Source organism: Frigoribacterium sp. Leaf44 (assembly GCF_001421865.1).
Taxonomy (GTDB): Bacteria; Actinomycetota; Actinomycetes; order Actinomycetales; family Microbacteriaceae; genus Frigoribacterium.
The window spans coordinates 12,354-31,301 of record NZ_LMLG01000005.1 but is presented as its reverse complement, the minus strand read 5'-3'; the positions used below and the strand labels follow the sequence as shown (position 1 = coordinate 31,301).

Annotated in this window: 18 protein-coding genes; 12 read left to right on the top strand and 6 right to left on the bottom strand. The window is 72.3% G+C overall.

The window, feature by feature from the left end; all coding sequences use genetic code 11:
- Positions 1-11 precede the first annotated feature (11 nt).
- Positions 12-1,010: a LacI family DNA-binding transcriptional regulator gene (locus ASE87_RS07480; RefSeq protein WP_043597449.1), complete on the bottom strand. Its 999-nt coding sequence runs from the start codon at positions 1,008-1,010 to the stop codon at positions 12-14.
- A 232-nt stretch (positions 1,011-1,242) separates the two neighbouring features.
- On the opposite strand from ASE87_RS07480, the gene ASE87_RS07475 reads away from it, so the two are divergent.
- The 4 genes from ASE87_RS07475 to ASE87_RS07460 all read left to right on the top strand — a co-directional run bounded on the left by ASE87_RS07475 (position 1,243) and on the right by ASE87_RS07460 (position 6,737).
- Entirely contained in the window at positions 1,243-2,496 is a 1,254-nt protein-coding gene (locus ASE87_RS07475; protein ID WP_043597415.1) for an extracellular solute-binding protein, read from the top strand.
- Between the two features lie 209 nt (positions 2,497-2,705).
- Complete coding sequence (locus ASE87_RS07470; protein WP_056227248.1) at positions 2,706-3,794, top strand: carbohydrate ABC transporter permease; 1,089 nt, start codon at positions 2,706-2,708, stop codon at positions 3,792-3,794.
- The gene (locus ASE87_RS07465) at positions 3,791-4,717 is read left to right on the top strand and encodes a carbohydrate ABC transporter permease (protein WP_043597418.1); all 927 of its coding nucleotides are present in this window, start codon (positions 3,791-3,793) and stop codon (positions 4,715-4,717) included. The genes ASE87_RS07470 and ASE87_RS07465 overlap by 4 nt, the downstream gene beginning before the upstream one ends.
- A gap of 64 nt (positions 4,718-4,781) precedes the next feature.
- Positions 4,782-6,737, top strand: a complete 1,956-nt coding sequence (locus ASE87_RS07460; RefSeq protein ID WP_056227245.1) for a glycogen debranching N-terminal domain-containing protein — start codon at positions 4,782-4,784, stop codon at positions 6,735-6,737.
- A gap of 85 nt (positions 6,738-6,822) precedes the next feature.
- Here ASE87_RS07460 and ASE87_RS07455 read toward each other — a convergent pair whose 3' ends face one another.
- Complete coding sequence (locus ASE87_RS07455) at positions 6,823-7,983, bottom strand: NAD(P)-binding domain-containing protein (RefSeq protein ID WP_056227591.1); 1,161 nt, start codon at positions 7,981-7,983, stop codon at positions 6,823-6,825.
- A gap of 140 nt (positions 7,984-8,123) precedes the next feature.
- On the opposite strand from ASE87_RS07455, the gene ASE87_RS07450 reads away from it, so the two are divergent.
- Positions 8,124-8,321 carry a DUF3073 domain-containing protein gene (locus tag ASE87_RS07450; RefSeq protein WP_056227242.1) on the top strand — a complete coding sequence of 66 codons (198 nt, stop codon included), beginning with the start codon at positions 8,124-8,126 and terminating at the stop codon, positions 8,319-8,321.
- Between the two features lie 13 nt (positions 8,322-8,334).
- Positions 8,335-8,721: a VOC family protein gene (locus tag ASE87_RS07445; RefSeq protein WP_056227237.1), complete on the top strand. Its 387-nt coding sequence runs from the start codon at positions 8,335-8,337 to the stop codon at positions 8,719-8,721.
- Positions 8,722-8,844: 123 nt separating this feature from the next.
- On the opposite strand, the gene ASE87_RS07440 is transcribed toward ASE87_RS07445, so the two are convergent.
- Positions 8,845-9,066: a hypothetical protein gene (locus ASE87_RS07440; protein ID WP_043597427.1), complete on the bottom strand. Its 222-nt coding sequence runs from the start codon at positions 9,064-9,066 to the stop codon at positions 8,845-8,847.
- A 109-nt stretch (positions 9,067-9,175) separates the two neighbouring features.
- On the bottom strand, positions 9,176-10,300 hold the full coding sequence (gene purM, locus ASE87_RS07435; RefSeq protein WP_056227234.1) for a phosphoribosylformylglycinamidine cyclo-ligase: 1,125 nt from the start codon (positions 10,298-10,300) through the stop codon (positions 9,176-9,178).
- Between the two features lie 71 nt (positions 10,301-10,371).
- Between purM and purF the strand changes: the two genes are divergently transcribed.
- The 3 genes from purF (at position 10,372) to ASE87_RS07420 (ending at position 14,321) form a co-directional block, all read left to right on the top strand.
- Positions 10,372-11,832: an amidophosphoribosyltransferase gene (gene purF, locus ASE87_RS07430; protein ID WP_043597430.1), complete on the top strand. Its 1,461-nt coding sequence runs from the start codon at positions 10,372-10,374 to the stop codon at positions 11,830-11,832.
- Positions 11,833-11,964: 132 nt separating this feature from the next.
- On the top strand, positions 11,965-12,765 hold the full coding sequence (locus tag ASE87_RS07425) for an ABC transporter ATP-binding protein (protein WP_235472237.1): 801 nt from the start codon (positions 11,965-11,967) through the stop codon (positions 12,763-12,765).
- Entirely contained in the window at positions 12,747-14,321 is a 1,575-nt protein-coding gene (locus ASE87_RS07420; protein WP_043597432.1) for a hypothetical protein, read from the top strand. The genes ASE87_RS07425 and ASE87_RS07420 overlap by 19 nt, the downstream gene beginning before the upstream one ends.
- A 62-nt stretch (positions 14,322-14,383) precedes the next feature.
- Here ASE87_RS07420 and ASE87_RS07415 read toward each other — a convergent pair whose 3' ends face one another.
- Positions 14,384-14,794, bottom strand: coding sequence for a hypothetical protein (locus tag ASE87_RS07415; RefSeq protein ID WP_052505455.1), 411 nt, complete (start codon positions 14,792-14,794; stop codon positions 14,384-14,386).
- 79 nt (positions 14,795-14,873) lie between these two features.
- Positions 14,874-15,254: a sterol carrier family protein gene (locus tag ASE87_RS07410; RefSeq protein WP_043597433.1), complete on the bottom strand. Its 381-nt coding sequence runs from the start codon at positions 15,252-15,254 to the stop codon at positions 14,874-14,876.
- Between the two features lie 381 nt (positions 15,255-15,635).
- On the opposite strand from ASE87_RS07410, the gene purD reads away from it, so the two are divergent.
- From purD to ASE87_RS07395, 3 genes are all read left to right on the top strand, one after another.
- On the top strand, positions 15,636-16,904 hold the full coding sequence (gene purD / locus ASE87_RS07405; RefSeq protein ID WP_043597434.1) for a phosphoribosylamine--glycine ligase: 1,269 nt from the start codon (positions 15,636-15,638) through the stop codon (positions 16,902-16,904).
- Positions 16,901-17,884, top strand: a complete 984-nt coding sequence (locus ASE87_RS07400) for a phosphoribosylaminoimidazolesuccinocarboxamide synthase (protein ID WP_082452468.1) — start codon at positions 16,901-16,903, stop codon at positions 17,882-17,884. Before purD ends, ASE87_RS07400 begins: the two co-directional genes overlap by 4 nt.
- Positions 17,885-18,079: 195 nt before the next feature.
- The coding region (locus ASE87_RS07395; protein ID WP_056227585.1) for a VOC family protein at positions 18,080-18,948 on the top strand (869 nt) is incomplete at its 3' end.

The window sequence follows — 18,948 nt, the reverse complement described above, 5'->3', positions numbered from 1 at the left end:
GCCCGGGAGCGTCAGCGCCAGACGGTGCGGGGCCGCAGCAGCCGGTGCCGCGGCTCGCTGTCGTCGAGCAGCAGCGAGAGCACGGCTCCTGCGACGTCGACGAGTGGTTGCTCGACGCTCGACAGGCCGAGCGCCGAGGCGACCGGGGTGTCGTCATAGCCCACGACCGGCACCGACGATCCCAGCACGACCGATGCCCCGAGCGCGAGGGTGTCGCTCGCGCACACCACGGCGTCCACCGCGACTCCCGCGTCGAGCACCGACCGGACCGCAGCCGAGGCGAGCGGCACCGAGTCCTCGACGGCCAGGTCGAGCGCGTCGATCGAGGCCGGGTCGAGCGTGCCCCGTGACGCGAGCGCCTCGCGCCATCCGCGCCTCCGGTCGTCCCCGGCGCCCGAGCCGGCGGGCCAGCCGAGGAAGGCCACGTGCGTCGCACCCCGGTCGAGCAGGTCGTCGGTCGTCGAGGCGAGGCCGGCGCGGCCGTCGACGTCGACCCAGCGGTGTTGCGGGTCGCCCATGTCGTCGATCCCCCAGGGCCGACCGAAGGTGACGAAGTCGGCGCCGGCGTCGATCAGCCATTCGGTGCGCGGGTCGTCGAAGAACGTCGAGGTGAGCACGAACCCGTCGACGTCGGCGCCGTCGAGCAGGCGGCGGAACTGGGCGATCTCGTCGTCGGGCCCGGCCGCCGTGTACAGCAGGATGCGGTGGTCGCGAGCGTCGGCCTGCTCGGTGACCGCGTGCAGGAACCGGTCGAGCACCGCGCCCGAGATGCCGTTCTGCACGGGGTCGAGCCGGATGCCGATGGTCGAGCTCTTTCGGGTGCGCAATCGTCGCGCCGACGCGTGCGGTCGGTAGCCGAGGTCAGCGATCGCCCGCTCGACCCGGCCCCGCGTGTCCGGTCGGACGATGTCGGGCGCGTTCAGCACGTTCGAGACGGTCTGCCGCGACACCCCCGCGACCGAGGCGACGTCGCTGACGGTCGGGAGGCGCGGTGTCGGAACCCGAGTCATCGCGCCCTCCACCCCGGCGCCGGTCGGCGGCCTCGGGTCACGTTACCCCAGCGCCCGGGTACCTCTGGGCTCTCCGGTCTTGACACCCACGGGGCGGCCTGCCTACTCTGACGACACGGATTTGATCGATCAAATCGCACGTCCGACCCCGCTCCATCCCGAGGCGCCACCCCGGCACCACACCCCGACCACAGCACCCGCACCATCGCAACGACGCGACGAGAGGCCCACCATGCGACGACGCACGACCCGCCTGGCGGCAGCAGCCGCCCTCACCACCATCTCGGCCCTGGCCCTCACGGCCTGCGGCTCCGGCTTCAGCGAGGGGTCGGGCGCCGCGAGCGACGGCGCCCTCACCAGCAGCGACGACTCGCTGACCGTGCTGATCGGCTCGAGCGGAGACGCCGAGACGAAGGCCGTCACCGACGCCGTCGCGAGCTGGTCCGACGACTCGGGCACCGGCGCCGAGGTCAGCGTGGCCTCCGACCTGCCGCAGCAGCTCAGCCAGGGCTTCGCCTCGGGCGAGCCGGCCGACGTGTTCTACGTCTCGACCGACACGCTCGCGGGCTTCGCCGGGAACGGCAGCCTGCTGGCCTACGGCGACCAGCTCGCCAACGAGGGCGACTTCTTCCCGACCCTCGTCGACAGTTTCACGCTCGACGACCGGTTCTACTGCGCGCCCAAGGACTTCTCGACCCTCGGCCTGATCATCAACACCGACATGTGGGCCGCGGCCGGCCTGTCCGACGCCGACGTCCCGACCGACTGGGACTCGCTGAAGGCGGTCGCCGCGAAGCTCACGACGGCCGATCACGTGGGCCTGGCCTTCAGCCCCGAGTACGCCCGGGTGGGCGCGTTCATGGCGCAGGCCGGCGGCGCGGTGACCACCGCCGACGGCACCGAGGCGACGCTCGACTCCTCCGAGAACGTCGAGGCGCTGACCTACGTGAAAGACCTGCTGACCAGCGGCGACGCCGCGTTCTCGAGCGACCTCGGCGCGGGCTGGGGCGGCGAGGCCTTCGGCACGGGCAAGGCGGCGATGACCATCGAGGGCAACTGGATCACCGGCGCACTCACCAACGACTACCCCGACGTGTCGTACCAGGTGGCCGAGCTGCCCGCCGGCCCCGGCGGCCAGGGCACGTTGCAGTTCACCAACTGCTGGGGCATCGCCGCCGACAGCCCCAACCAGCAGGCCGCCGTCGACCTCGTCGAGCAGCTGACGAGCACCGACCAGCAGCTCGCCTTCGCCGACGCGTTCGGCGTCATGCCCTCGATCCAGTCGGCCGCAGACACCTGGAAGTCCGACAACCCCGACCAGGCCGCGTTCCTCGACTCGGTCGAGTTCGCCCAGGGCACGCCCACGCAGGACGGGTCCGCCGCCGTGATCAGCGACTTCAACTCGCAGCTCTCCGGCCTGAAGGACGGCGACCCGAAGACGATCCTCGAGTCCGCGCAGAAGAACTTCGAGGCGATCCTCCAGTAACCCTCGGGGCACCGCGCCTCCCCCGGCGCGGTGCCCCGCACTCCCCACCCGACGGGGGAGGCCGGGGCCGCGACGCGTCCTCCCCCGGGCGGTCGCGCCTCCGTCCCTCCCCGGTCCCGTTCCCTCCTCCCCCGCAGCCGCGCCTCGTCGGCGATCATCCGAGGAGGCGCGACCCACCGACCCGAGACAGCGCACGAAAGGCAGTCCCCATGACCGCGATCTCGACCAAGGCCCCCCGACGGCGCAGCGCCGTCTCGCGCGGCGAGGGCCTCTCGGGCTGGCTGTTCGTCTCGCCCGTGCTGATCGTCCTGGGCCTCTTCCTGGCCGTGCCCGTCCTGATGGCCCTCTGGGTCAGCGTCTCGGACTGGACAGGCCGGGGCTCCCCCTTCGCGGCCGGCGTCGGCTTCGTCGGGGCGCAGAACTACCGAGACCTGCTCGGCGGCGGCGGCCTGGCCGAGCGCGACTTCGGCCTGAGCCTGCGCAACAACGCCTGGTACGTGATCCTCGTCGTGCCGATCCAGACCGCTGTGGCCCTGCTGCTCGCTGTGTTGGTGAACCGCCAGGTGCTGCGCGGCCGCGGGTTCTTCCGCACCGCGTTCTACTTCCCGTCGGTGACCAGCTCGGTCGCCATCACCGTCCTGTGGCTGTTCCTGTTCTCGCAGAGCGGCGCGGTGAACAAGCTGCTCTCGTTCGTCGGCATCACCGGGCCCGCGTGGTTCAACGACGCCAGCGGCGTGCTGCACAACCTGCTCGCCGTCGTCGGCGTCACGCAGCCCCCGGCCCTGCTGGCCGACCACACCGCTCTCGGCGTCAGCTGGTGGGACTGGCTGGCCGGGCCGTCGGTCGCGATGTCCGCGTTCATCCTGATGGCCGTCTTCACCACCAGTGGCACGTTCATGCTGCTCTTCCTGGCGGCCCTGCAGAACCTCGGTGGCGACGTCCAAGAGGCCGCGATGATGGACGGCGCGAGCGGCTGGCAGCGCTTCTGGCGCATCACGTTGCCGCAACTGCGACCGACGCTCTTCACGGTCCTCACCCTCGGCCTCATCGGCACCTGGCAGGTCTTCGACCAGATCTACACCGGCACCCAGGGCGGCCCGCAGAAGACCACGCTGACGCCCGCCTACCTCTCGTACACCTCGGCGTTCGGCGAACAGGAGTGGGGTCGCGGCGCGGCCATCGCCTTCGTGCTGTTCGTCATCATCGTCGCCTTGACGATCCTGCAGCGCATCGTGCTGCGCGACCGGGCCGTGTCGAAGAGACGCACCCGGCTCTACACGACAGGAGTCGAGCGATGACCACGACCGCACCGATCGCCGACCGGACGAACCCCTCCTCGCCGGTCGCGCCTCCCCCGGCCCCACCTCACCCGGCCGGGCGCGAGCCCCGCAGCACGCGACGCATCGCCGGCACCTCGGTGCTCTACGCCGTGCTGATCGTCATCGCGGCGATCTACATCCTGCCGTTCCTGATCAACGTGGCGACGTCTTTCAAGACCGACCCCGAGGCGGCCTCCGACCCGCTGGCGTTGATCCCGATCACGCCGACGGTCGCCGCCTACCGCCAGCTGTTCCTCAACAGCGACTTCCCGACCTGGTTCCAGAACTCCGCGATCGTGACGATCGTGGTGACGCTCGGGCGGGTCTTCTTCAACTCGCTGGCCGGCTACGCCCTGGCGCGGCTGCAGTTCCGGGGGCGCAACGTCATCTTCGTGCTGCTGATCGGCGTGATGGCGGTGCCGACGGTCGTGCTGCTCATCCCGAAGTTCCTGGTGATCAACCAGCTCGGCATGTACGACTCGTACTCGGGCATGATCGTGCCGCTGCTGACCGACGCCGCCGGGGTCTTCATCATGAAGAACTTCTTCGAGTCGATCCCCCGCAGCGTCGAAGAGCAAGCGCGCATCGACGGCGCCGGCACCTTCCGGGTCTTCTGGTCGATCGTCCTGCCCATGGCTCGCCCGGCCCTCGTGACGATCATCATCCTGTCGTTCCAGGGGTCGTGGAACGAGCTCTCGCACTTCATCGTGTCGACCCAGTCGCCCGAACTGACCACCCTCACCAAGGGCGTCGCGAGCCTCGCCTCGGGGCAGCTGAGCCAGGGGTCGCAGTACCCGATCAAGCTCGCGGCCGCCGCGGTCATGACGGTCCCGGTCGCCATCGTCTTCTTCGTCTTCCAGCGCCGCATCATGAACGCCAGCGCCGGGGCCGTCAAAGAGTGATGCACGCCGCGACGCCCACCCCGTCGCACCCCACGCCCGCCACCCGGAGCCCCAGGAGCCCCCGATGACCCAGACCTCCCCCCTCGATTCCGACCACGCCGACCGGTCGGCCCCGACACCCGGCCTCCAGCCGTTCCTCGCCGCCGAGACCATCGTGCTGAGGGCTCCCGTCCAGGCGTGGTCGGCCGCCGACGGGTCGATGGGCGCGGCGACGATCCACGGCGTCTACCTCGGCGACGTGCGTCTCGTCGCCGGGCACGGCGTCACCGTCGACGGTCTCGTCCCCGAGCACGTGGCCACGGTGCCCCTCGGAGCCTCGTCGGTCCGCTTCGAGTCGCTGCTGCGCGGCCTCGACGACGCCGGAGCCGACCCCGACGTCCGCCTGAGCTCGCTCCGTGACGTCACGACCACGGGCGTCCACGAGCGCCACACGGTCACCTCCCGGCTCGACCGCGAGCTCACGGTCACCCTGGCCGCGACCCTCCGACCCGACGCGTCCCCCATGGACCACGTGAAGGCCGGGATCGTGGGCGCGCCCGTGCGCGACGCGACGCTCACGTCCGACGGCACCCGCGCCTCCTGGCGGGCAGAAGGAGTCCGGGTCGACCTCGAGACCCGAGGAGGCGCGGTCCGGGACACCCCCGCCGGCCTCGTCGTCGAGTGGGTCGCCGTCGTCCCCGCCCGGGGTTCCGTGACGGTCGGTCTCGACCTGGTCGCGACCGCCCCCGACGCCGTCGTCCGGGGCGTGCGGACGCCGCCGCACTGGGCCGACCTCGACCCGGCGCCGCGTGACGACCGGCTCGCCCGCTGGGTCGACCGTGCCCGCGACGACCTGGCGGCGCTCCGGCTGACCACGACGACGGCACCCGACGACGTGTTCTACGCCGCAGGTGCGCCCTGGTTCTTCACGCTCTTCGGCCGCGACTCGCTCTGGGCCGCCCGCTTCACCCTGCCCCTCGACCTCACGGTCGCGGGGGGCACCCTGCGGGTGCTCGCGGGCCTCCAGGGCACTCGACACGTGCCGGGGACGGCCGAGCAGCCGGGCAAGATCATGCACGAACTCCGTCAACGGACGTTGACGATCCCCGGTGAGGACGTGAGCCTGCCCCCGCTCTACTACGGCACCGTCGACGCGACCGCGCTCTGGATCTGCCTGCTGCACGACGCCTGGCGCTGGGGCCTGCCGCGGGCCGAGGTCGAGGCGCTGCTGCCGCACCTCGACGCAGCCCTCGCCTGGATGCGCGACTCGGGCGACAGCGACGGCGACCTGCTGCTCGAGTACGTCGACGAGACCGGCCACGGCTTGGCGAACCAGGGCTGGAAGGACTCCGGGGACAGCGTCCAGTGGCGCGACGGAACCCTCGCCCAGGGGCCGATCGCGCTCTGCGAGGTGCAGGCCTACGCGTACGAGGCGGCCGTGCACGGGGCCGACCTGCTCGACGCCTTCGGTCGGGCGGGCGGCGACGCGTGGCGCGACTGGGCGGGGCGCCTGCGCGACCGGTTCCGCGCCTCCTTCTGGGTCGACGACGCCGCGGGCGCCTACCCGGCGATCGCCCTCGACGCGGCCAAGCGGCCGGTCGACACGGTCACGAGCAACCTTGGGCACCTGCTCGGCACGGGTCTGCTCGACCCGGACGAGGAGGCGCTGGTCGCCTCCCGCCTCGTCTCGCCCGAGCTGTCCAGCGGTTTCGGCCTCCGCACGATGTCGACCGACAGCGCCGGCTACTGGCCCCTGAGCTACCACGGGGGCAGCGTCTGGACCCACGACACGGCCATCGCGGTGCAGGGCCTGGCCCGGGCCGGGTTCGCCGACGAGGCCGCGGTGCTCGCCGAGGGCCTGCTCGCGGCGGCGCCGACCTTCGACTACCGGATGCCCGAGCTCCACTCGGGCGACCCGGCCCGCGAGATGCCGTCGCCCGTGCCGTACCCCGCCTCGTGCCGCCCCCAGGCCTGGTCCGCCGCAGCCGCCGTCGCCGTCTGGTCCGCCACGCACGCCGTGCGCCCGCCCCGCCACCCATGACCGCTCGCCCCGCTCGCCCCGCCGCCGATGGTGCGAGCACCCTCCCGCCGAACGCGGGCGAGCCCGCACACGGGCATCGCCTGCGTCACCCCTGCCGTCGGCGCTCGGCGTCGCTCTCCGACAACCGCGCGACCACCTGACGGGCGATCGCCCGGCCGGCCCGGTTCGCCCCGATCGTCGAGGCCTGCGGCCCGTAGCCCGCGAAGAACAGCCTCGGGTCGAGGGTGGAGGCGCCGCCCTCGACGCTCACGCCCCCGTCGGCCGACCGCAGCCCGAGGGGTGCCAGATGGCGCAGCTCGGGGCGGAATCCGGTCGCCCAGACGATGGCGTCCGCGTGAGCGAAGGTGCCGTCCGCCCAGCGCACACCGTTCGGCTCGACCGCCGCGAACATCGGCCGCTCGACCAGCACGCCACGCTCGATGCCCGACACGAAGCGGCGGGTGCGGGGCACGCCGGTGCCACTGACGATGCTCGGCAGCGCCTGTCCCGCCCGGGCCGCGCGATCCTGGGCCGCCACCGCGGCGACGGCCGACTCGACGTCGAGCTCGCCCTGGTCGAGCCAGTCGACCGGTCGGCGCGTCACCCACGTCGTCGAGGCCGCGATGCCGTCGAGTTCGAGCACGAAGCCGATCGCGCTCGTTCCGCCGCCGACCACGACCACGTCGAGCCCCTCGAGCTCGGACGCCGCCCGGTAGTCCGAGGTGTGCAGCTGGCGCCCGCGGAAGGTGTCGCGCCCGGGGTACCACGGCACGAACGGGGCACCCCAGGTGCCGGTCGCGTTCACGACGACCTCGGCCCGCAAAGAGCCGGACTCCGGCCCTGTCGCCGCAGCCGGAGCGCCCCCCGAGGAGGCGCGGGCCGCCCACCGCACCGAGAAGCCGTCCCCCAGCCCGGTCACCCCGGTCACCTCGACCGGGCGCCGCACGTCGAGCCCGAGCGCGTCCTCGTACCGGGCGTACCGGTCGGCGACGACGTCACGCGCCGGGGCCGACCGGTCGGCGTCGGCGAACCCCAGCCCCAGCCCGTCCATGCCCGGCAGGTCGTGCACCCGGTGCGCGGCACCCAACCGCAGGCTCTCCCAGCGGTGCTGCCACGCGCCTCCGGACCCGGGGCCCCGGTCGAGGACGACGAGATCGCGACCCACCTCGAGTCCGAGCCGCCGCAGGTACCACGAGACCGACAACCCGGCCTGGCCCGCGCCGATCACGAGGACCCGCGTCCGCTCGCCTTCGCCCCCAGGAGTCATCCCGACCATCATGCCCGTCCGAGGCGGCAGCCGGGGCTAGGGGTACATGATAAGATCGGTCCAGTTTTTCACCAGCATCCTGTCGGCAGTTCCCGGGTCGTCCGACACCGTTTCCGGGCCGAGTTCAGAGGGGGTCACGCATGGGGCGCGGCCGTCAAAAAGCCAAGCACACCAAGGTCGCCAGAGAGCTGAAGTACTTCAGCCCTGACACCAACTACGGTGCACTCGAAAAAGAGTTGGCGACGAAGAACGACTCCGGCGACGAATACGTCGACAAATGGGCCGACGACTTCGACGACGAATACGACACCGAGCACGACCAGAACAAGAGCGCCTGAGGCCGGTCGGCTGATGACCTCTTCGTCCTCGTCCCTCGTGTGGGAGCAGGTCGTCGTCGACTCGAGCGACCCCGCACGGCTCGCACGCTGGTGGGCAGACGCCCTCGGCTGGGTGGTCGTCTCGTCCGACGACGACGAACCCGAGATCCGTCCGACGCCCGACACGCTGCCCGGGTTGCTCTTCGTGAGCGTCCCCGAAGCCAAGACGGTCAAGAACCGTCTGCACCTCGACTTCCGCCCGACCCCGGTCGACGGTCAGAGCCGCGAGGCGACGCAGGCCGACGAGGTCGCGCGACTCGAGTCGCTCGGGGCCGTCCGTGCACAGGTCGGCCAAGACGACTCCGACGTGTCGTGGGTGGTTCTTGCCGACCCCGAGGGCAACGAGTTCTGCGTCCTCTGAGTCCGCACGACGCACGCCACACGACGACGGCCCCTCGATCTCTCGGGGGGCCATCGTCGTGTGTCACCTGCTCGACGGGCGACGGGTCGAACGCGCGACGGTGCCGCCGTCAGGAGGCGCGGCTCAGCCGCCGACGAGCGTCGCGACCGCGGGCAGCAGCCCCACGACGAGCAGCAGGATCATGCCGCCGGCCGTGAGAGCCGCGACCTTGCGCCCCCCGGTGACGGGTGACGCGGACGACCGCAGCGGTGCGGGCTCGGCGGGGACGCGGCTGATCCGGGCGCTGCGCGGGGCGGCGACCGCCGCACGCGAGACGGCAGGGAGGGGGATGCGGGTGGTGCTCATGGGTCGACTCCTTCGTCGTCCGGTCTGACGTCGTCGTCAGCGCGCCCGGCACGGGCGTGCGTTCATCGTACGCCGACGCCGGGGCGACGCCACTCGGCGTGACGGGCGATCAGCCCGCGTAGGACCCGACGAGCCGCACCGCGCCTCCGTCGACGCCCTTGGCGCCCTGTTCGAACCCGGCGAGATCGCGCTGCCCGGTCGAGACGGTGCCGACGGGCCAGGTCGCGATGCCGTCGGCCTCGAGGGCCGAGGTGACCGCGTCTGCCTGCGACGCGGCGACGACGGCGATCATGCCGATGCCGAGGTTCCAGGTGCCCTCGCTCGACTCGAGGGTCGAGCCGGCCAGGTCGCTCAGCACCCGGAAGACGGGCAGCGGCGACCAGGTCGAGCGGTCGACCTCGGTCCACGACCCGAGGGGGAGCACGCGAGCGAGGTTGGCCGCGATGCCGCCCCCGGTGACGTGGCTGAGCGAGTGGATCGCGCCGTCGAGCGCGGGGTCGTCGAGCACGCGCAACAAGGGTGACGTGTAGAGACGCGTCGGTTCGAGCAGCGCCTCGCCGACGGTGCCCGAGAACTCGGGCAGGGTGTCGTCGTAGCCGAGGTCGCGTGAGGCCAGGATGTGGCGCACGAGCGAGAAGCCGTTCGAGTGCACGCCCGACGAGGCGAGCGCGAGCACGACGTCGCCGTCGCCGACGAGGTGCGGGCCGAGCTGGCGCCCCGACTCGACCGCACCGACCGCGGCGCCGGCCACGTCGTAGTCGTCGGGCCCGAGCAGGCCGGGGTGCTCGGCGGTCTCGCCGCCGACGAGGGCGGTGCCCGTCTCGCTGCAGGCCCGGGCGATGCCCTCGACGATCGAGGCGATGCGGGCCGGCACCACGCGGCCGCAGGCGATGTAGTCGGTCATGATCAGCGGCCGGGCGCCGACCACGACGATGTCGTCGACGACCATGCCGACCAGGTCTTGCCCGATCGTGTCGTGCTTGTCGAGCGCCTGGGCGATGGCGACCTTCGTGCCGACGCCGTCGGTCGACGTGGCGAGCAACGGCTTGTCGAAGTCCTTGAGGAACGACACGTCGAACAGCCCGGCGAACCCGCCCACGCCGCCGACGACACCGGGGCCGTGCGTGGCACCGACGGCCGCCTTCATCAGCTCGACCGCCCGGTCGCCGGCGGCCGTGTCGACCCCCGCTGCGGCGTAGGAGGCGCTGGTCGAGTGGGCAGAGGAGGTCGCCATTCGTTCATCCGTTCGGTGTCGCTCTAGACTGTCGCGGTAACCCCAACTCTACGGTCTGGAGCCAGATCCGCATGTGCGGCATCGTCGGTCTCGTCGCGCACGAGCCAGCAAATCAACTCGTCTACGACTCGCTCCTCCTGTTGCAGCACCGCGGGCAGGACAGCGCCGGCATCGCCACCGCCGAGGGCGGCATCTTCCACGTGCACAAGACCAAGGGGCAGGTCCGCGAGGGCTTCCGCACCCGCGACATGCGTGCGCTGCTCGGCAACATGGGCCTCGGCCACGTGCGCTACGCCACCAAGGGCGCGGCCAGCAACGAGCAAGAGGCGCAGCCGTTCTACGTGAACGCGCCCTACGGCATCGTGCTGATCCACAACGGCAACCTGACGAACACGCGCGAGCTCACGAGCGAGCTCTTCCACGTCGACCGGCGCCACCTCAACACGAACAGCGACACCGAACTGCTGGTCAACGTGCTGGCGCACGAGCTGCAAGAGCAGGTCAACGGCAGCGAGCTCGACCCCGAGCAGATCTTCGCCGCGGTGTCCCGCGTGCACGACCGGGTGCAGGGCTCGTACGCGGCCATCGCCATGATCGCCGGCCACGGTCTGCTGGCCTTCCGCGACCCCTTCGGCATCCGCCCGCTGGTCCTGGGTCGCCGTCTCGCCGCCGACGGCGTCCGCGACGAATGGATCACCGCCTCCGAGTCGCTCGTCCTCGAGTCCGGCGGCTACGAGATCGTCCGCGACGTCGCCCCCGGCGAGGCCGTCTTCATCTCGCTCGACGGCCAGATGGTGTCGAAGCAGTGCCACGCCAGCCCGCGCCTCATCCCCTGCTCGTTCGAGTACGTCTACCTGGCCCGCCCCGACTCGATCATGAACGGCATCTCGGTCTACGACGCCCGACTGCGCCTCGGCAACCGGCTGGCCGACACGATCGCCGCGCACTCGCCGATCGGCGACATCGACGTCGTCATGCCGATCCCCGACTCGTCCCGCCCCGCAGCCATGCAGGTCGCCCAGAAGCTCGGCATCGAGTACCGCGAGGGCTTCTACAAGAACCGTTACGTGGGGCGCACCTTCATCATGCCGGGGCAGGCCGAGCGCAAGCGGTCGGTGCGCCAGAAGCTCAACGCGATGTCGAGCGAGTTCAAGGGCAAGAACATCCTGATCGTCGACGACTCGATCGTCCGCGGGACGACGTCGCGCGAGATCGTCGAGATGGCCCGGGCCGCCGGAGCGAACAAGGTGACCTTCACCTCGGCCGCTCCCCCGGTGCGCTTCCCGCACGTGTACGGCATCAACATGCCGTCGCGGCACGAGCTGGTCGCCCACGACCGCAAGATCCCCGAGATCGCCCGCGAACTGGGTGCCGACCACCTCATCTACCAAGAGGTCGCCGACATGCAGGCCGCCATCACCGAGGGCAGCGACGTCACCGAGCTCGAGATGAGCTGCTTCACGGGCGACTACGTCACCGGCACCGTCAGCCCCGAGTACCTCGCCTGGGTCGAGGCCAACCAGCTCAGCTGAGCCGGCGGGTCCGTCGGCACCCGCGCCTCCTGCGCTGCGTGTCGACCGCGCGCCCGTCGCCACCCTCGCCTCGCCCCGCTTCCACCCCCTGGGGGAGGCGCGGTGCCGGTGGGCATCCCTAGGCTGGGGGCCATGAGCGACGTCGGCATGCCCCGCCCCGAACCGACCGTGACGCCCCCGGCGTCCGCCCTGCAGATCACCGGTCTGCGCAAGGCGTTCGGCGACAAGGTCGCCGTCGACGAAATCGACCTGACCGTGCCGACGGGTTCGTTCTTCGGCCTCGTCGGCCCGAACGGCGCCGGCAAGACGACCACGCTCTCGATGGCGACCGGGCTGCTGCGTCCCGACGCGGGCCGGATCGAGGTGCTGGGCGTCGACGTCTGGTCCGACCCGACGCACGCCAAGTCGCTCGTGGGCGTGCTCAGCGACGGCATCTCGCTCTTCGACCGCCTCACCGGCGAGCAGCTCGTCACCTACCACGGCCTGCTCAACGGCATGAGCCGCGAGACGACGGCACAGCGGGTCGGCGACCTCCTCGACCTGCTCGACCTCCGCTCGGCCGGCGGCACGCTCGTCGTCGACTACTCCGCGGGCATGACCAAGAAGGTGGCGCTCGCCTGCGCGCTGGTCCATGCGCCGCGCCTCCTCGTCCTCGACGAGCCGTTCGAGTCGGTCGACCCGATCTCGGCCGCGAACATCCGCGACATCCTGCACGGTTACACGCAGAACGGCGGCACGGTCATCGTGTCGAGCCACTCGATGGACCTCGTCCAGCGCATGTGCGACCACGTCGCCGTCATCGCGGCCGGTCGCGTGCTCGCGGCCGGCACGACCGACGACGTGCGCGCCGGCTCCACTCTCGAAGACCGCTTCGTCGAACTCGTCGGTGGCCGCCAGCACAACGAGGGGCCGTCGTGGTTGCGCACCTCCTGAGTCTGCGCTGGCGGGTGCTGCTGAACGGCTTCAAGCGCAGCACCTGGCAGATCGTCGCGGCCGTCATCGGCGGGCTCTACGGCCTCGGCGTGCTCGCCGCCGTCGTCGTCGGCCTCGTCGCCCTCTCGTTCGCGCCCGAGCGCTGGGCCTGGACGGCCGGCGTGCTCGGTGGCTCGCTCGTGGTCGTCGGCTGGGTCGTCGTGCCGTTCGTCGCCCGGGGCTACGACCAGACCCTCAGCGTCTCGAAGCTGCGTCAGTTCCCCTTGCCCGCCGACCGGCTCCTCGCCGCCCTGTTCGTCGCGGGGCTGCTGGGCATCCCGGGCATCGTCACGCTCGTCGCCGCCCTCGCGACGACCTTCAGCTGGCTGCAGCACCCGCTGTCCGCCGTCCTCGCCCCGTTCTGTGGGGTGCTCGGAGTCTTCGTCTGCGTCGCGGCGTCCCGTGCGGTCGAGACCGCCACCAGCGCGCTGGGCGCCAAGCGTCGCTACCGCGAGCTGATGAGCGTCGCGATCTTCGTGCCCCTCATCCTGGCCGGGCCCCTGATCGGCCTGGTCGGACAGGGACTCAGCTCGCTCGGCGACGACCTGCCCCGCGTCGCCCACGCCCTGTCGTGGAGCCCGCTCGGCGCCGCCTGGTCGATCCCCGGCGACGTCGCCCTCGGCCGACCGGGCGAGGCCGCCCTCAAGGCCCTCATCGCCCTGGCCACCCTGGGTGTGCTCCTGCTGCTGTGGCGGCGGGGCCTGGCGACCGCGCTCGTGGCTCCCCCGGCCGTCACGGCCACCTCGGCGTCCAAGGGCCTCGGACTCTTCGCGCGTTTCCCCGCGACGCCGACGGGTGCGGTCGCGGCCCGGACGGCCGTCTACTGGTTGCGCGACCCTCGGTACGGCGGGTCGCTGATCGTCGTCCCCCTGATGCCGGTCCTGGCGATCTTCCTGTCGTTCTCCCTCGAGACGACCTGGCCGCTGTACGCCATCGGCCCGGCCGTCGCCGCCCTGCTCGCGATCACACTGGCCGCCGACGTCTCGTACGACGGCACGGCCTTCGCCGCCCACCTGTCGACCGGGCTGGCGGGTTCGGCCGACCGCGCCGGTCGCGTCCTCACGCTCTCGCTGTTCGCGGTGCCCTCCGTCGTGCTCGCCACGCTCGTCCCGCTGGCGGTGGTGGGTCGATTCGACGTGGCCCCGGCCCTGCTCGGCATCGGCCTGGGCCTGCTGCTCACCGGGTTCGGCGTGTCGAGCGTGGCCTCGGCGCTGTACCTGATGCCCGTCCCCGCGGCGGGCGAGAGCCCCTTCAAGTCCCCGCCCGGGGCCAACGTCACCTCGGCCCTGGGCCTCTACGCCTCGTGGGCGATCGTCTTCGTGGCGTCGCTGCCCGAGCTCGTGCTCGGCATCGTGGCGCTGGTTCAGGGGTCGGTGCTGCTGGGGCTGCTGACGCTCGTCGTCGGCGTCGTCCTCGGGGCCGTGCTGATGGTCGTCGGCATCCGACGTGGTGGACGCCTGCTCGACGCCCGGGGGCCCGAGCTCCTCACCCGGTTGCGCCGGGCTCGCGGAGCCTGACCAGGGCCGTCGGCTCGCACGCGGTCGGCCGGGCGACGTCAGGCGCGGTCGGCCGGGCGACGTCAGGCGCGGTCGGAGTCGCCGTCGGTCACCTGACGGGGATCGGCGTCGGGCTCGGCGACGGGAACCTCGAGGCGTTCACGTTCGACCTGGACGCGCTTCGCGCCCCGGCTGGTGATCCGCTCGGCGACGATGGCGACGACGCAGCCGACGGCCCCGCCGATCGTGAGACCCCACAGCGAGATGTACCCGTAGGTCTGCGCGACGCCCTCGCCCGAGTCGAACGGGAAGAGCGAGGTGACGATCAGCGACACGACGACCCCGAGCGCCGCGCCCATGATCAAGAAGACGGGCACCTTGGGCGCCCGACGCACGGTGACCTCGTCACGTTCGACGGTGGACTCGGCGGCGCGACCGACGGAGGGCTCGACGACGGGCTCGGGTCGCTGCTGGTCGTCGGGTGCGTTCGTCACCCGCCCATCATCCCAGAGGCGGCTGACCATCGCCGACGCCCGTCTCGACGTCGAGCATGGGCCACCGAGGAGGCGCGGGTCAGCCCCGCTGCCAGGCGATCGGCACGTAGCCGGTCAGGTCGGCCCTGCTGCCGGATGCCGACACGAGCGCCCCGGCCCGCGCCTCCTGCCAGCTGAGGTCGCCGGTGGCGAGTCGCACGAAGGTGGCGGCGTCGGTCTCGACGACGTTGGGCGGTGTGCCCCGGGTGTGGCTGAGCCCCTCGCGGAACTGCACGGCGCCGAACGGCGGCACGCGCACCTCGACCGTGGCCCCGGGTTCGCCGTCGGCGAGCACCTGCAGCAACCAGCGGACGGCCATGGCGGTCACCGGCCGCGGCGCGGTCCCGTCGGCGGCGAGCGCCGTCCGCACCTCGCCCACGGCGGCCGATCCCGCCGCGTCGTCGATCCGTGCCCTGGCCATGCGCCCACGCTACCCGCGCCTCCCCTTCCCGAGCTGCGCCTCCCCGTCCCGGTCCAGGTCCCGCTCCCCGTCCTCGTCCCGTCCCCGTCCCCGTCCGGTCCCGTCCCCGTCCGGTCCCGTCCCCGTCCGGTCCCGTCCCGTCCCGTCCCCGTCCCGTCCCGTCCCGTCCCGCGCGAGCACATCCCGACCGCCCAGGGCGCCCCCGGCGGGCCGAACCCGACAGCCACCCCCCGACACTCCGCTCACCTCCGCCCTCCCGCGGCGTGGCGCAGCCCACTGGTCGCGAATTGCACACCCCCGCCCCCGCCCCGGACTCGGTGCGGCAGCGCAGCCGCCACCTCGGACTCGGCACCGCGGCACACCCTCGGTAGGCTGTGGCGCGTGCGAATCCTCGTCCTCGGTTCCGGTGCTCGCGAGCACGCCATCATCACCGCCCTGTTGCGCGAAGACGCGGGCCACGAGATCACCGCGGCCCCCGGCAACGCGGGCATCGCCGACCAGGTCGGCATCGTGCACCTCGACCCGTCCAACGGTGCCGTCGTCACCGAGTACGCGCTCGAGAACGACGTCGAGCTGGTCGTCGTCGGCCCCGAGGCACCGCTGGTGGCCGGTGTCGCCGACGCCCTCCGCACCCGGGGCATCCCGGTCTTCGGTCCCGGCAAGAAGGCCGCGGCACTCGAGGGCAGCAAGACCTTCGCGAAACGCATCATGGACGAGGCCGGCGTGCCCACCGGGCGGGCCACGCGCGTGGGCACCCTCGACGAGGCCGTCGCGGTGCTCGACGACTTCGGTTCCCCCTACGTCGTCAAGGCCGACGGGTTGGCGGCCGGCAAGGGCGTCCTCGTCTCGGACGACCGCGCCGCGGCGGTCGAGCACACCACCTACTGGTTGCAGCACGGGCCCGTCCTCGTCGAGGAGTTCCTCGAGGGCCCCGAGGTCTCGTTGTTCTTCCTCAGCGACGGTCACACGGTCGTGCCGCTCAGCCCGGCACAGGACTACAAGCGCCTGCTCGACGGAGACGCCGGCCCCAACACCGGTGGCATGGGCGCCTACTCGCCGCTCCCCTGGCTGGCCGACCGCTTCGGCAGCGAGAAGGACTTCGTCGACGAGGTTCTCGACACCATCGCCACCCCGACGGTGCGACAGCTCGAGTCCGAGGGCACGCCGTTCATCGGCCTCCTCTACGCCGGGCTCATCCTCACCGAGAAGGGCGTGCGCGTCATCGAGTTCAACGCCCGGTTCGGCGACCCCGAGACGCAGGTCGTCCTGCCCCGTCTGGTCACGCCGCTGAGCGGACTGCTGCTCGCCGCCGCGACCGGGTCGCTCGGCAACCACGAGTCGCCGCGCTTCTCCACCGACGTCGCCGTGACGGTGGTCCTCGCCAGCGAGGGCTACCCCGAGGGCGCCGTCAGCGGTCGCCCGCTGCGGGGGCTCGACGACGCGACCGCCGTCGCCGGCGTCCACGTGGCCCACGCCGCGACCGCCCGCCTCGACGACCGGCTCATCGCCACCGGCGGGCGCGTGCTCAGCGTGGTGGCCGAGGGGTCCGACTTCACCGAGGCCAGGGGTCGGGTCTACGACGCCCTCTCGCGCATCGAACTCGAGGGCGGCCAGTACCGTCACGACATCGCCGAGCGGGTCGCCCGATGACGGCCCCCGACGGCACCACGGCCCCGGCCGACGGGACCGCAGGAGGCGCGACGCGCCAGGCGACGCCCGTCACGCCGGGCACCCCGCGCCACCTCGACGGCTGGACGCCCGTCTACTCGGGCAAGGTCCGCGACCTCTACGTCCCGGCACCGGTGGCCGGCTCGGTCGGCGACGCCGCCACCCTCGCCGACACCGAGCACGTGCTGGTCGTCGCGAGCGACCGGGTCAGCGCCTTCGACCAGGTGCTCGAGCCCGGCATCCCGGGCAAGGGTGCCCTGCTGACGCAGCTCAGCCTCTGGTGGTTCGCGCAGTTGGCGACCGTGCCGAACCACCTCGTCGACCCGACCGCCGCCTCCGTCTCGTTGCCCGCGCAGGTCCGGGACCGCGCGATGCTCGTGAAGCCGCTCGACATGTTCCCCGTCGAGTGCGTCGTCCGCGGGTACCTGGTCGGCAGCGGCTGGGCCGAGTACCGCGAGCACGGCACCGTCTGCGGCATCCCGCTGCCCGAGGGGCTGTCGAACGGCGACCGCCTGCCCGAACCGATCTACACCCCGGCGTACAAGGCGCCACTCGGCGAGCACGACGAGAACATCTCGTTCGAACGCACCGTCGAACTCGTCGGCGCCGAGACCGCGGCGGCCCTTCGCGACCGGTCGCTCGAGATCTACCGTCTGGCGTCCGACGTGGCCGAGGCCCGCGGGGTCATCCTCGCCGACACCAAGTTCGAGTTCGGCGCCGACAGGGCCACGGGCGAGATCACCCTCGGCGACGAGGTGCTGACGAGCGACAGCAGCCGTTTCTGGGACGCCGAGGTCTACGCCTCGGGCAACCGCACCCAGAGCTTCGACAAGCAGATCGTCCGCGACTGGCTCTCCGCGCACTGGGACGGCACGGGCGAGGCCCCCGCCCTGCCCGACGACATCGTCGCCCGCACGGCCGCCCGCTACCGCGAACTCATCGAGCGCCTCACCGCCCGCTGACCGGGGCCCCACGCCCCGGTCCCCAGCCCCGGCGCCCGACCCGGGCTCCGCACCGCGTTTCGTGCACTGCGCCGCGTCGAGATCCGGTGCACGAAATGCGGTGCGACGTCGTCGGGAATGCCCGGCCCGACCGGCCGGTTCCCGTTGGTGACACGTCACCGACCCGGTGACCACCCGACCAGACCGAGGGCCCTCATGACCGACACCTCCGCGACCGACGCGACGCGCGCCTCCTCGTCCGACCTGCTCGCCGCCGACACCGGCATGGGGGCGGTCACCCTCCGGGTCGCCGACCTCGACGCGATGACCGCCTACTACCGCGACGCCGTGACCCTGACGGTGCTGGCCGCCGAACCGACCGTGGGCCGCGTGGTCCTCGGTCGAGGAGCGACCCCGATCGTCATCCTCGAGCACGCGCCCGAGCTGAAGCACGCCGGGCCGCGCGAGGCCGGCCTGTTCCACACCGCGATCCTGTTCGAGACCGAGGCCGACCTCGCCGCCGCCGTCTACGGCGTCGCGACCCGTCACCCCGGCACGTTCACCGGCAGCGCCGACCACCTCGTCAGCAAGGCCTTCTACTTCACCGACCCCGAGGGCAACGGCATCGAGCTCTACTGGGACCGTCAGCGCTCCGAGTGGTCCTGGACCCACGGCCAGGTCGACATGGCGACCCTCGCCCTCGACCCGAACGCGTTCGTGCAGCAGAACGTCACCGAGGAGGCGCTGGCCGGCTCGGCATCCCGTCCCGCCACGGTCGGCCACGTGCACCTGAGCGTGGGCGACGTCGAGTCGGCCCACCGGTTCTACGTCGAGCAGCTCGGCTTCGAGACGACGACGCGCTTCGGGCCGCAGGCCCTGTTCGTCAGCGCGGGCGGCTACCACCACCACATGGCGATGAACACCTGGAACAGCGCCGGGGCCGGGCGTCGCCAGCTGGGGCTGGGCCTCGGCCTGGTGCGCATCGAGGTGCCGACGGCCGACGACCTGGGCGCCCTCGGCGAGCGCCTCGGCCACCACGGCATCGCCACCCGGGACGACGGGCGGGTGCTCGGGTTCGACGATCC